11 protein-coding genes are annotated in these 12,932 nt (G+C 63.8%); 8 read left to right on the top strand and 3 right to left on the bottom strand.

The genetic code is table 11. The annotated features are described in order from the left end of the window. From yidD to rpmH, 3 genes are all read right to left on the bottom strand, one after another. Complete coding sequence (yidD, locus tag AC4D14_RS13475; protein ID WP_490903089.1) at window positions 1–372, bottom strand: membrane protein insertion efficiency factor YidD; 372 nt, start codon at window positions 370–372, stop codon at window positions 1–3. Continuing rightward, a complete protein-coding gene (rnpA, locus tag AC4D14_RS13470; RefSeq protein ID WP_490903087.1) occupies window positions 369–749 on the bottom strand; it encodes a ribonuclease P protein component in 381 nt (126 codons plus the stop codon). Before rnpA ends, yidD begins: the two co-directional genes overlap by 4 nt. A gap of 87 nt (window positions 750–836) precedes the next feature. Further along, window positions 837–974 carry a 50S ribosomal protein L34 gene (gene rpmH / locus AC4D14_RS13465; RefSeq protein WP_055854070.1) on the bottom strand — a complete coding sequence of 46 codons (138 nt, stop codon included), beginning with the start codon at window positions 972–974 and terminating at the stop codon, window positions 837–839. 461 nt (window positions 975–1,435) lie between these two features. On the opposite strand from rpmH, the gene dnaA reads away from it, so the two are divergent. The 8 genes from dnaA to AC4D14_RS13425 all read left to right on the top strand — a co-directional run bounded on the left by dnaA (window position 1,436) and on the right by AC4D14_RS13425 (window position 12,865). Next, the gene (gene dnaA / locus AC4D14_RS13460) at window positions 1,436–2,845 is read left to right on the top strand and encodes a chromosomal replication initiator protein DnaA (RefSeq protein WP_490903314.1); all 1,410 of its coding nucleotides are present in this window, start codon (window positions 1,436–1,438) and stop codon (window positions 2,843–2,845) included. Between the two features lie 525 nt (window positions 2,846–3,370). Further along, the gene (gene dnaN / locus AC4D14_RS13455; RefSeq protein WP_490903085.1) at window positions 3,371–4,495 is read left to right on the top strand and encodes a DNA polymerase III subunit beta; all 1,125 of its coding nucleotides are present in this window, start codon (window positions 3,371–3,373) and stop codon (window positions 4,493–4,495) included. Window positions 4,496–4,551: 56 nt separating this feature from the next. Continuing rightward, complete coding sequence (gnd, locus tag AC4D14_RS13450) at window positions 4,552–5,448, top strand: phosphogluconate dehydrogenase (NAD(+)-dependent, decarboxylating) (protein ID WP_490903084.1); 897 nt, start codon at window positions 4,552–4,554, stop codon at window positions 5,446–5,448. A gap of 10 nt (window positions 5,449–5,458) precedes the next feature. After that, on the top strand, window positions 5,459–6,646 hold the full coding sequence (gene recF / locus AC4D14_RS13445) for a DNA replication/repair protein RecF (protein WP_490903082.1): 1,188 nt from the start codon (window positions 5,459–5,461) through the stop codon (window positions 6,644–6,646). Continuing rightward, on the top strand, window positions 6,630–7,220 hold the full coding sequence (locus tag AC4D14_RS13440) for a DciA family protein (protein WP_490903079.1): 591 nt from the start codon (window positions 6,630–6,632) through the stop codon (window positions 7,218–7,220). Before recF ends, AC4D14_RS13440 begins: the two co-directional genes overlap by 17 nt. Before the next feature lie 244 nt (window positions 7,221–7,464). After that, window positions 7,465–9,540: a DNA topoisomerase (ATP-hydrolyzing) subunit B gene (gyrB, locus tag AC4D14_RS13435; RefSeq protein ID WP_490903077.1), complete on the top strand. Its 2,076-nt coding sequence runs from the start codon at window positions 7,465–7,467 to the stop codon at window positions 9,538–9,540. A gap of 140 nt (window positions 9,541–9,680) precedes the next feature. Further along, window positions 9,681–12,341, top strand: a complete 2,661-nt coding sequence (gene gyrA, locus AC4D14_RS13430) for a DNA gyrase subunit A (RefSeq protein WP_490903075.1) — start codon at window positions 9,681–9,683, stop codon at window positions 12,339–12,341. Beyond that, window positions 12,338–12,865, top strand: a complete 528-nt coding sequence (locus tag AC4D14_RS13425) for a DUF3566 domain-containing protein (RefSeq protein WP_490903073.1) — start codon at window positions 12,338–12,340, stop codon at window positions 12,863–12,865. Before gyrA ends, AC4D14_RS13425 begins: the two co-directional genes overlap by 4 nt. Window positions 12,866–12,932: the final 67 nt, after the last annotated feature.

Raw genomic sequence — 12,932 nt, 5'->3', positions numbered from 1 at the left:
TCAGTTAGCTCCTCGGACCGCGGGGCGGCTTTCGTCATCGTCCGGAATCACCGGGTGGTTCAACACAACAATTTTGGGGACTTTCCCATCGGGAAAGACGCGCGGGCTCTCCGGGACGTGGTCGACTCCGCCGTCGTTCCAAGGATGGCACCGCAGTAGCCGGCGCGCGGCGAGGGAACTGCCACGGATGGCGCCGTGAACCGTAACTGCTTCAAGGGCGTAAGCCGAGCAGCTCGGATAAAACCTGCATACCTGCCCATAGAGGGGGGAGACAACCTTCCGATATGCCGTCAACAGGAGGATCAGCACTAACCGGGGGAGGTCGATGAAGCGGGCAAGAGTCGGAGCATGCCGGGAACCGGTGGTTCTCACGATGCCCTGCCTCCGTCTTTGCCATTAGGTGAAGTGGTCAGCCGCCGCGTTGCGGCGGCCACCGCCTTCTCAAAGTCCATGCTGATGTCGTTCCAGCCGGCGGCCGCAGAAGCCGGCAGTGCCCGGACCACCAGATCGATCCCATTGGGGTGATCGGACACGTAGTGGGCAGCTGCTTCGCGCAGTCTCCTCTTAACGAGATTCCGCGTCACCGCGTTCCCTACATTCTTCCCTACGATGAACCCGACCCGGGTCGGATCCACATCCCGCGTGGCTGCCGCATATAAAACGACGTTCCGGCGCCCAGATCGGGCACCGGAACGTACAGTCCGCGAAAAGTCCGTCGAGATGCGAACCCGGTTGGCCTTCGCGAGCATCTAATGCGCCTCTCCAAACAACCCGGAAAAGTATTTGATACCGCAGGATCCAGCCCAGGGGCTCGATCGCGGGACTGGTTGAACCGCCTAGGCCGAAAGCTCGGTGCGGCCTTTGCTGCGGCGTGCCGAAAGAATGGCACGGCCTGCGCGGGTACGCATGCGAAGGCGGAAACCGTGCTTCTTGGCACGACGGCGGTTATTCGGCTGAAAGGTCCGCTTGCTCACTGTGATTACTCCAAGACGATCTTGAGATGCGCCCGGCCCATTGCAACAAGGGGGAAGAACAGACTGACGCGACTAAGGTACATACCCGCAATCGCTCGAAACGCCGTCACGGCCCCGAGGCCTCTTACTACCCGGAACTGTTGTGATGGCATGCGAAATGCAGACATAAAGGACTACATAACGTTAGGTGACCCGCCCTGCCAGCGTCAAACCGGAAAGAACCGCCCTGTGGGGCCCGGGTTATCCCCACCTGTGGACAACGGGGGCCTTTGAACGGGCACATCCGACCCCCGAGACGCACCGTCCACAGGTCTTTGTACGCCTACTGATCAGTGTTTGCCCGCTATCTTCTGTACTTTGCATCCCTTAGTCTTGGCTCTGGCCCGTTTATCCACCATCTGTGTAAAACCCTGTGGATGACGGGCATTCAAGTGCACAGCGTGGCTTAAGGGGCAGTAGTGGTGGAAACAGACGAGGTCAACGACGTCGGCAGCTCATGGCGGAAGGTGATCCGCACTCTTGAGCACGACGACCGTGTCACACCTCGCCAGCGCGGATTCGTCGTCCTGGCGCAGGCCCAGGGGCTCATTGGAACGACGATGCTGGTGGCCGTCCCCAACGAACTCACCCGTGAAGTTCTGCAGACCCAGCTCAAGGCGGCGCTCGATGAGGCTTTGCATTCGGTGTTCCGCGAGGACATCCAGTGCGCCTTCGTCATCGACCCGGAACTTACGCCCGTAGCGGAGGAGGAACCCGCCCCGGAACCGGATCCCTCTCCCGAGCAGCGCGGCGAACCCAAGCCCTCGCCGACCCCGCCGAGCAACTCCCACGAATTCGGCCGGCTCAACCCCAAATACATCTTCGACACCTTCGTCATCGGCTCGTCGAACCGTTTCGCCCACGCAGCGGCCGTGGCCGTGGCCGAAGCCCCCGCCAAGGCCTACAACCCGCTGTTCATCTACGGCGATTCGGGGCTGGGCAAGACCCACCTGCTCCACGCCATCGGACACTATGCCCGCCACCTCTACACGGGAATCCGGGTGCGGTACGTGAACTCGGAGGAGTTCACCAACGACTTCATCAACTCGATCCGCGACGACGAAGGCACGAGCTTCAAGCAGACCTACCGCAACGTGGACATCCTGCTCATTGATGACATCCAGTTCCTTTCGGGCAAGGACCGCACCCAGGAGGAGTTCTTCCACACCTTCAACGCGCTGCACAACCACAACAAGCAGGTGGTGATCACCTCCGACCTTCCGCCCAAGCAGCTGTCGGGCTTTGAGGAGCGCATGCGGTCCCGGTTCGAGTGGGGCCTGCTCACCGATATCCAGCCGCCGGAACTTGAGACCCGTATCGCGATTCTGCGCAAGAAAGCGATCAGCGACAGCCTAAGCGCCCCGGATGACGTCCTTGAGTACATCGCCTCGAAAATCGCGACGAACATCCGCGAGCTCGAGGGGGCGCTGATCCGGGTCACGGCCTTCGCGAGCCTCAACCGGCAGCCCGTTGACGTGAATCTTGCCGAGATTGTCCTCAAGGACCTCATCTCCGACGACGGCGCCCAGGAAATCACCTCGACGGTGATCATGGCCCAGACCGCCGACTACTTCCAGATCAGCATGGAAGAACTCTGCAGCAAGTCACGCACCCGCACCCTGGTGACGGCGCGTCAGATCGCGATGTACCTCTGCCGCGAGCTGACGGACATGTCACTTCCCAAGATCGGCCAGGAACTCGGCGGGCGCGACCATACGACCGTGATTCACGCCGACCGCAAGATCCGCGAACTCATGGCCGAACGCCGGGCGATCTTCAACCAGGTCACCGAACTCACAAACCGGATCAAACACAAGCAGCGTGAGGTCTGAAAATCCGCGCCGTTGCGCGGAACCACGGCCGTGAAATTAACAGGTGTGGACAGACCTGTGGATAACTCGGTGAACAAGTGCCCGCTTCCTGAGGAAAACCGGCATGCCGGCTGTGGATCCGCGGAATGACAAGGATTTTGCCCACAGCCCCCGCATTCAGGCCGGCGTTCAGCCTCACAGGTTGTCCACAGGCCACATCCGCGCATCCCGGCGCAGCAGAACGGTTATCCACAGTTTCCACAGCAGTTATTAACACTACGAACCTTAAACTCCAAAGCTTTTCAAATAACATTTCCCCTCCGGGTTCCCTGCCCGAACCGCCGACCCCCTCTGCCCGGGACAGCCCCTGCCGGTCTGCGCAACAGGCCCGCAGCACCAGGGGCCGGCAGGCTAAGCTGTCTCCAAGCAGGGTTGTCTCCGCCGTGCCCTCCCGTGCGATGAGTCCGGAGCGGACATGGAGTCAGGCTCCCGCACCTCAGTGTTGGTTCTACCCACTCAGTACGTTGTGAAAGGCGGCATCTTTCCGTGAAATTCAGAGTTGAACGGGACGTTTTAGCGGAGGCTGTCTCATGGACGGCACGTTCGCTTTCTCCGCGGCCGCCGGTCCCCGTACTGGCCGGCCTGCTGATCCGTGCCGAAGGCGGAACGCTGAGCCTTGCCAGCTTTGACTACGAAATTTCCGCACGGCTGGAGATCCCGGCCGACATCGCCGAGGAAGGAACCATCCTGGTTTCCGGGCGGCTCCTCGCCGATATCTGCCGGAGTCTTCCTTCGGCCCCGGTCGAGGTGGCAACTGACGGTTCGAAAGTCACATTGACCTGCCGCAACAGCCGCTTCAATCTCTCGACGATGCCCGAGGCCGAGTACCCGGAGCTTCCGAAGCTGCCCAACGTCAGCGGTGTCGTTGACGGGGAAGCGTTTGCCCAGGCCGTTTCCCAGGTGATCATTGCCGCGAGCAGGGACGACACTCTGCCGATCCTCACGGGTGTGCGGATGGAGATCGAAGACGACCTGATCACCCTCCTCGCCACCGACAGGTACCGGCTCGCTCTCCGTGAGGTGTCCTGGAAACCCTCGACTCCGGGCATCTCCACCTCGGCCCTGGTCAAGGCAAAGACCCTCAGCGAGGTCGCCAAGACCCTCGGCAGCGCCGGTGATCTGAACATCGCCTTCTCGGAGGACAGCGAACTGATTGGTTTCGAGAGCGGCGGCCGGCGCACGACCTCGCTTCTCGTGGACGGCGACTACCCGAAGATCCGGTCACTGTTCCCCGAAACCACTCCGATCCATGCGGTCGTTGAGACCTCGTCCCTCGTCGAAGCGGTGCGGCGTGTCTCCCTCGTTGCCGAACGCAACACGCCAGTGCGGCTCACCTTCACCCAGGGCCAGGTTGCCCTCGACGCCGGCACGGGCGAGGATGCCCAGGCCTCCGAAGCCATTGAAGCCGCGCTCGACGGCGACGACATCACCGTGGCTTTCAACCCGCAGTACCTCAGCGAGGGACTTGGGGCGTTCAGTAGCAAGTTCGTGCGTTTCTCCTTCACCGCGCCACCGAAACCCGCGGTGATGTCGGCCCAAGAAGATCAGGCAGGCGAGGACCGGGAAGACTACCGCTACCTCCTGATGCCCGTCCGGCTTCCCAACCAGTAGCCGGGCACCCCCCGGAGCCCGAGAGCTCCAGCCCCACCCCAGAAAGAGGATTTTCAATGCACATCGGCCTCATCGGACTCGGCAAAATGGGTTTCAACATGAGAGAACGTTTGCGGCGTGGAGGAATTACGGTGACGGGTCTCGACCGGAACCCCGGCATCACAGATGTTTCCTCCATCGACGAGCTGATCCAGACCGTGCCCGCCCCGCGGCTCATCTGGGTCATGGTGCCGGCGGGTGCCGCCACCGACGCCGTCGTCCGTGAGCTTGCCGGCTCGCTCCAGGAGGGGGACCTGGTCATCGACGGCGGCAACTCGCGGTTCACCGACGACCAGGCCCACGGTGCCCTCCTCGCGGAGCGCGGAATCTCCTTCGTCGACTGCGGCGTCTCCGGAGGGGTGTGGGGCCTGGCCAACGGTTACGGCCTGATGGTCGGCGGGTCAGCCGCAGACGTGGAGCGGGCGATGCCTGTGTTCGATGCCCTTCGTCCTGAAGGCGAACGCAAGGAAAGCTTCGTCCACGTCGGCGACATCGGTGCCGGACACTACGCCAAGATGGTCCACAACGGCATCGAGTACGGGCTGATGCAGGCATACGCCGAAGGGTATGAACTCCTCCAAGCCAAGGACATCATCAAGGACGTTCCGGGAACTTTCACCGCCTGGCAGAAGGGCACGGTCGTCCGGTCCTGGCTCCTCGACCTCATGGTCAATGCGTTGAACGAGGACCCGGAGCTGGCGCGCATCGCCGGTTATGTCGAGGATTCCGGCGAGGGCCGCTGGACTGTCGAGGAATCCATCGCCAACGCAGTACCCATGCCGGCGATCACTGCATCGGTCTTTGCACGGTTCGCCTCGCGGCAGGACGATTCTCCCGCGATGAAGATGGTTGCCGCACTGCGCAACCAGTTCGGCGGCCACGCGGTGCGGCCGGCGAACACCGACCCCTCGTGAACGGCGGACGGTGTACATAGAGCATCTCTCCCTCACGGACTTCCGCAGCTACAAGCACCTCGACACCGAGCTGCTCCCTGGAGTTTCGGTGTTCGTGGGGCCGAACGGTGTTGGCAAGACCAACATTGTCGAGGCCATCGGATACCTGGCGTCGCTTTCGTCGCACCGGGTAACGACCGATAAACCCCTCATCGGCTTCGACGCCGAACGGGCGTTCGTGCGGGGCCAGCTGGTGCGCGCCACCCAGCGCACCAGCGTTGAGGTCGAGATCAATGCCGAAGGCCCGAACCGGGCCCGGATCAACCGGGCCAATCCGGTTCGGGCACGTTCCGCTGCGGGAATACTTCGCACGGTGCTGTTCGCTCCCGAGGATCTGGCATTGGTCAAGGGCGATCCCGCCGGCCGGCGGCGTTATCTCGATGACCTTTTGGTGACCCTGATGCCGCATCAGGCCGCCCTGCGCTCGGACTACGAGCGGGTTCTCAAGCAGCGCAATGCGCTGCTCAAGTCGGCCCGCGCAGCGGGACGGTTCTCCACCGGCCACGAAGCGACCCTGGAGGTGTGGGATCAGCACCTCGCCGAATCGGGTTCAAAGCTGCTCGCGGCAAGGGTGGAACTCGTTTCGCGGCTCCGGCCGCACCTGGCGCGTGCCTACGCCCAGCTCACCGAGGGCTCGAAGGAAGCCGGTGCAGCCTACCGGTCGAGCATTTCGGCGGTCTTCGATGACGACGACGAACCCGGCCATCCCGGCTCCGGCCCCGAAAACCTTGAGGGGATCGGCCAGGAGGAACTGACTAAACGTTTCCTTGAGTCATTGATCCAGCACCGCCGAAAGGAACTGGACCGGGGTATCTCCCTCGTGGGACCGCACCGGGATGAACTCGACCTCACGCTCGGACCGGCACCGGCGAAGGGCTATGCCTCCCATGGCGAGACATGGTCGGTGGCCCTCGGGCTGCGGCTTGCCGCCTACTACCTGCTCAATGACGAAGATCAAACCGCCGGCGCGACGCCGGTGCTGATCCTTGACGACGTCTTCGCGGAACTGGACACTGAGCGCAGGACCCGCCTTGCCAGCATCGTGGCTGGAGCCGAGCAGGTTCTTGTCACGGCCGCCGTCGCGGGCGACATCCCCGGCGAGCTGTCGGGGCGGCAACTGAAGGTATTCCCTGGAGGAATCGATGTCGAGGCGGGATGAGGAACAGGAGATCCCCGACGCCCGGACCCTGTCCGGGCCGGAAAGCGACGCCAACAGCGAAACCCCACCGCCCGAAGAGGTCGAACGGAATGCGCCGCAGGCACTGCTGAACCGGCTGCGGGCCGCCTCCGCCTCCCGCGGAAATCCCCGGGTTTCGGCATCGCGCCGCACACCCTCGGCGCCCCGGAAGCGGTACTCGCCCGACCCGGTCTACGGAGGAAGGGATCCAGAGGGACTCGGAAGGGTATTCAATCGGATGCTCTCCGAACGCGGATGGAACTCCCCGGTGGCCGTCGGATCGGTGCTGGCCCGGTGGAACGAACTTGTGGGATCCGAGATTTCCGCCCACTGCATCCCGGAGAGCTTCGATGGGAACACCGTCCTGGTGCGCTGCGACTCAACGGCCTGGGCCACGCAGCTCCGCCTGATCAGCCCCGACCTGATTCGGCGGTTCGACGCGGAACTCGGCCCCGGCGTCGTGACCCGCATCTCCGTCCTTGGCCCGGCAGCTCCCAACTGGAGGAAGGGCGGCCGATCGGTGAAGGGACGCGGTCCGCGCGACACCTACGGGTAGTGGATCGGCCGATTCCTCCGGGTGCCGCAGATGCCGCCGCCGGGAAGGGCCGCGGAATCGCCTCGCGCCGTGTGGCGCTCTCAAGCCCTTGGAGACGTATACGTCCCTAGCCCGGCACCTGCGGTCCGCTCCAAAGCGGCATTATTGGCCAGTGAAGGGCGGTTGATGCCGGAATCCCCGGTGCCGCAGGGTAGAATAGGATAGGTTTTTTCCTTTCCAAAACATTGAGGAGTCGACTGCGCCTGTGGCAAACGACAACGAGTTGAACGCTAGCGATGTAAAAATTGGGGTCGGTGAATCACCCGCCCTCGCAGCAGCGACCTCCCACAGCTACGGCGCCAGCGACATCACGGTGCTCGAAGGCCTTGAGGCGGTGCGGAAACGCCCCGGTATGTACATCGGATCCACAGGTCCCCGCGGTCTTCACCACCTTGTCTATGAAGTGGTCGACAACTCCGTCGACGAGGCGCTTGCCGGGCATGCCGACAGCATCCAGGTGACCCTGCTCGCCGACGGCGGCGTGCGGGTCATCGATAACGGCCGAGGCATCCCCGTGGACATGCACCCCACCGAGGGCCGTCCCACAGTCGAAGTCGTCATGACCATCCTTCACGCCGGCGGAAAGTTCGGCGGCGGCGGTTACGCCGTGTCCGGTGGCCTGCACGGCGTCGGCATCTCGGTTGTGAACGCGCTCTCGAAGCGGGTCGAGACCGAAGTGCGGCGCCAGGGCCACGTGTGGCACCAATCCTTCGCCGACGGTGGCAAGCCCGTCGGAGAGCTGGTCCGGGGCGAGGAAACCTCCGAGACCGGAACCACGCAGACGTTCTACCCGGATGAGACCATCTTCGAAAGCGTCGAGTTCGACTACGAGACGCTCCGCGCGCGGTTCCAGCAGATGGCGTTCCTCAACAAGGGACTGCGGATCAGCCTCGTCGACGAGCGGGCCGACATCGAGACTGATGAAATCACCGAGCACCACGAGCCCGGAGAGGAACCCGAGGACGACACCCCGAAGCACCGCCACGTCGAGTACCTCTATGAAAACGGGCTGCTCGACTATGTTCGGCACCTGAACTCCTCCAAGCGCGTCGAGGTCATCCACGAGGACGTCATCGCGTTCGAAACCGAAGACACCGACCGCAAGATCGCCGTTGAGGTCGCGCTGCAGTGGACGACCGCCTACTCGGAGAGCGTCCATACGTACGCCAATACGATCAACACCCATGAGGGCGGAACCCATGAGGAGGGTTTCCGTGCCGCCATGACCACGTTGATCAACAAGTACGCGCGCGACAAGAACATCATCAAGGAAAAAGACGACAACCTTACCGGCGACGACATCCGCGAGGGCCTCACCGCCGTCATCTCCGTGAAGCTCGCCGAACCGCAGTTCGAGGGCCAGACGAAGACGAAGCTCGGCAACTCCGAGGCCAAGGGCTTCGTCCAGCGCGTGGTCACCGACCAGCTCGGCGACTGGCTTGAGCGCAACCCCGGCCCGGCCCGCGACGTCATCCGCAAGTCAATCCAGGCCGCCCAGGCGCGCCTTGCCGCCCGCAAGGCGCGCGAGTCGACCCGCCGCAAGGGCCTGCTTGAGTCTGGCGGAATGCCCGGCAAGCTCAAGGACTGTCAGTCGAAGGACCCGGCCAAGTCCGAGATCTACATCGTGGAGGGCGACTCCGCAGGCGGCTCGGCGGTACGGGGACGCAACCCCGAAACCCAGGCGATCCTCCCCCTGCGCGGAAAGATCCTCAACGTAGAACGGGCCCGGCTCGACCGGGCACTGGGCAACAGCGAGGTCCAGGCCATGATCACCGCCTTCGGTGCCGGAATCGGCGAGGACTTTGACGTCGCGAAGGCCCGGTACCACAAGATCATCCTGATGGCCGACGCCGACGTCGACGGCCAGCACATCACCACCCTGCTGCTGACGCTGCTCTTCCGCTACATGCGCCCGCTGATTGAAAGCGGCTACGTGTACCTGGCCCAGCCGCCGCTGTACCGCATCAAGTGGTCGAACGCGCCGCACGACTACGTCTTCAGCGACAAGGAACGCGACGAGACGATCCGGAAGGGACTCGCCAACAACCAGCGGCTCCCCAAGGACAACGGCATCCAGCGCTACAAGGGACTCGGCGAGATGGATTACACCGAGCTCTGGGAAACCACGATGGATCCCGATCACCGCACGCTGCTGCAGGTCACGATGGACGACGCCGCCGCGGCCGACCAGGTCTTCTCGGTGCTGATGGGCGAGGACGTCGAATCCCGGCGGAACTTCATCCAGCAGAATGCCAAAGACGTGCGGTTCCTGGACATCTAATGAACCGCCGGCACCCGCCGGCAGGATGGGCTGCGGGCTCGCGGGCCCGCACACCATCGGCGCTTTCCCAGGACGGCGGCAGCGGGCCGACGGCCCGCAACTCTTGTTGCTTCAAACAGTTATAGAACGGGAACTGACTTATGAGTGATGACACCATCGGTGACGGCAATGGTCCCGACGCGCCCCTCGAGGGAGAGGTCCTGACCGACCGCATCGAGCAGGTGGACCTGCAGACCGAAATGCAGCGTTCGTACCTCGACTACGCGATGGCCGTCATCATTGGCCGGGCCCTGCCGGATGTCCGCGACGGCCTCAAGCCCGTTCACCGCCGGGTGCTTTACGCGATGTTCGACGGCGGATACCGCCCGGAGCGCTCCTTCAACAAGTGCGCACGCGTTGTCGGTGAAGTGATGGGCCAGTACCACCCGCACGGCGATACGGCCATCTACGATGCGCTCGTCCGCCTCATCCAGGACTGGACCATGCGCTACCCGCTGGCTCTGGGCCAGGGCAACTTCGGTTCCCCCGGCAACGACGGCGCGGCAGCCCCCCGTTACACCGAAACGAAAATGGCCCCGCTGGCCATGGAGATGGTCCGCGACATCGACGAGGAAACCGTCGATTTCCAGGACAACTACGACGGCAAGAACCAGGAGCCGACGATCCTGCCGTCCCGCTTCCCGAACCTGCTGGTCAACGGCTCTTCCGGAATCGCCGTGGGCATGGCGACCAATATCCCGCCCCACAACCTGCGCGAGGTCGCCGACGGGGTCCAGTGGTACCTGCAGAACCCCGACGCCTCCAAGGAGGAACTCCTCGAGGCCCTGATCGTCCGTATCAAGGGCCCCGATTTCCCGACCGGCGCGCAGATCCTCGGCCACCGCGGCATCGAGGACGCCTACCGGACCGGCCGCGGGTCGATCACCATGCGCGCCGTGGTCAATGTCGAGGAGATCCAGGGCCGCACCTGCCTCGTTGTCACCGAACTGCCCTACCAGGCCAACCCTGACAATCTGGCCATCAAGATTGCCGACCTGGTCAAGGACGGCAAGATCAGCGGCATCGCCGACCTGCGCGACGAGACCTCGGGGCGCACCGGCCAGCGCCTGGTGATCGTCCTCAAGCGCGACGCCGTCGCCAAGGTGGTTCTGAACAACCTTTACAAGCACACCCAGCTGCAGGACAACTTCAGCGCCAACATGCTGGCCATCGTTGACGATGTTCCCCGCACGCTCAGCCTCGATGCCTTCATCCGGCACTGGGTCACCCACCAGCTCGAGGTCATCGTGCGCCGGACCCGCTACCGGCTGCGGAAGGCCGAGGAAGCGGCGCACATCCTGCGGGGCTACCTGAAGGCCCTCGACGCCTTGGATGAGGTAATCGCGCTGATCCGTGCCTCCCAGACGGTCGACGACGCCCGGAACGGCCTCATGAGCCTGCTCGAGATCGACGAGCTCCAGGCGGCTGCGATCCTCAACATGCAGCTGCGCCGGCTTGCCGCCCTCGAGAGGCAGAAGATCCAGGACGAGCACGACAAGCTCGAGCGGGAGATCACCGAGTACCAGCGCATCCTTGCCTCCCCGGAGGTCCAGCGCTCCATCGTCTCAACCGAGCTCCAGGAGATCGTCGACCGGCACGGCGACGACCGCCGCACCGAAATCCTCATGGGCTACGACGGCGACATGAGCATGGAAGACCTCATCCCCGAAGAGGAGATGGTCGTCACCATCACCCGCGGCGGGTATGTCAAGCGCACGCGGAGCGACAACTACCGCCAGCAGGCCCGCGGAGGCAAGGGCATCCGTGGAGCACAGCTGCGCGGGGACGACGTCGTCGAGCACTTCTTCGTCACAACGACGCACCACTGGCTGCTGTTCTTCACGAACCTCGGCCGGGTGTACCGGGCGAAGGCATACGAGCTTGTCGAGGCTGCCCGCGATGCCAAGGGCCAGCACGTGGCGAACCTTCTGGCGTTCCAGCCGGACGAGACAATCGCGCAGGTCCTCGACCTCCGCGACTACCAGCAGGCCCCGTACCTTGTCCTTGCCACAAAGCGCGGGCTCATGAAGAAGACGAGGCTCGAGGACTACGACACCAACCGATCGGCCGGCGTCATCGCGATCAACCTTCGCGACGGCGACGAACTCGTTTCGGCGCAGCTCGCCTCCGAGACCGACGACCTGATGCTTGTCTCGCGCAAGGGCCAGTCTCTGCGCTTCACCGCGACGGACGAGGCGCTGCGCCCCATGGGCCGTGCCACCTCGGGCGTCACCGGAATGAAGTTCCGCGACACCGACGAACTCCTTGCCGCTGCCGTCGTCAGCGACGACTCCTTCGTGTTCATCGTGACAGAGGGGGGCTTCGCCAAGCGGACGAAGGTCGACGAATACCGGGTCCAGGGCCGCGGCGGACTGGGCATCAAGGTCGCGAAACTCGCCGAGGAGCGCGGCGACCTCGTCGGCGCGCTCGTGGTGCAGGAGGGCGATGAGGTCCTCGTTGTGATGGAGGGCGGCAAGGTGGTCCGCTCGGCCGTGACCGGTGTCCCGGCCAAGGGCCGCGACACAATGGGTGTTATTTTCGCGAAACCCGACAAGAAGGACCGCATCATCGGCGTCGCCCGCAACAGCGAGCGGTCGCTCGCCGTTGACGACGACGCGGTCGAGGAAGCACAGATTGTTTCACTCGACGGATCTGAGGTGCCCGGAGATTCCACGACCAGTGACGCCGATGAAGTACCGTTGACGACAGAAGAAACGGCTGAGCTCAACGCTGAGTCGCCGGAAAACGGAGGTAGCGAGTGAGCCCGGCCAACACAAACCCGCGGTCATCCAGTGGGACAGTCCGCTCGTCGGGCAGCGCCCCGCGGGTGAATGCCCCTGCGCGCCCGTCGCAGCGCCCCGCTTCCGCGGGAACCAAGCCCGCGACCCGGCCGGGGCTGGTGAAGCCGGCACCGAAGGCAAAGGCCCGCAAGGCGCGCCTGCTTGTGAGCAAGATCGACCCCTGGTCGGTCCTTAAAATGTCCTTCCTGCTCTCCGTAGCCCTCGGCATCGTCACTGTTGTGGCAGCCATCGTCATCTGGACGGTGCTTGACCTCACCGGCATCTTCGACGGCGTCAATGAGCTGCTGCGCGAGATCGCCGGCTCGGAAAGCGGTGGGTTCGACCTGCGGCAGTTCGCCTCCCTCGGGCAGGTTGTCTCGTTCGCGACGATCATCGCCGTGGTCAATGTCGTCCTGCTGACCGCGCTGGCAATGCTCTCGGCGGTGCTTTACAACATCTCGTCGGCACTGGTCGGCGGGATCGGCGTCACCCTTACCGACGACTGATCACCGGATCCTCACGGGCCGCGGGATGCGATTTGATGATCGGCAGGTCACTGCTGTAAAGTCGTAT

The sequence above is a fragment of the Arthrobacter sp. TJ-254 genome, from assembly GCF_058269175.1.
Note: the sequence above shows the minus strand (reverse complement) of the source record. Positions and strands in the feature narration are given on the sequence as shown.

Excerpts from the sequence above, each read along its gene's own strand:
- rnpA (WP_490903087.1), bottom strand. The coding sequence starts at position 749 with ATGCTCGCGAAGGCCAACCGGGTTCGCATCTCGACGGACTTTTCGCGG.
- gnd (WP_490903084.1), top strand. The coding sequence starts at position 4,552 with ATGCACATCGGCCTCATCGGACTCGGCAAAATGGGTTTCAACATGAGA.
- AC4D14_RS13440 (WP_490903079.1), top strand. The coding sequence starts at position 6,630 with ATGTCGAGGCGGGATGAGGAACAGGAGATCCCCGACGCCCGGACCCTG.
- gyrA (WP_490903075.1), top strand. The coding sequence starts at position 9,681 with ATGAGTGATGACACCATCGGTGACGGCAATGGTCCCGACGCGCCCCTC.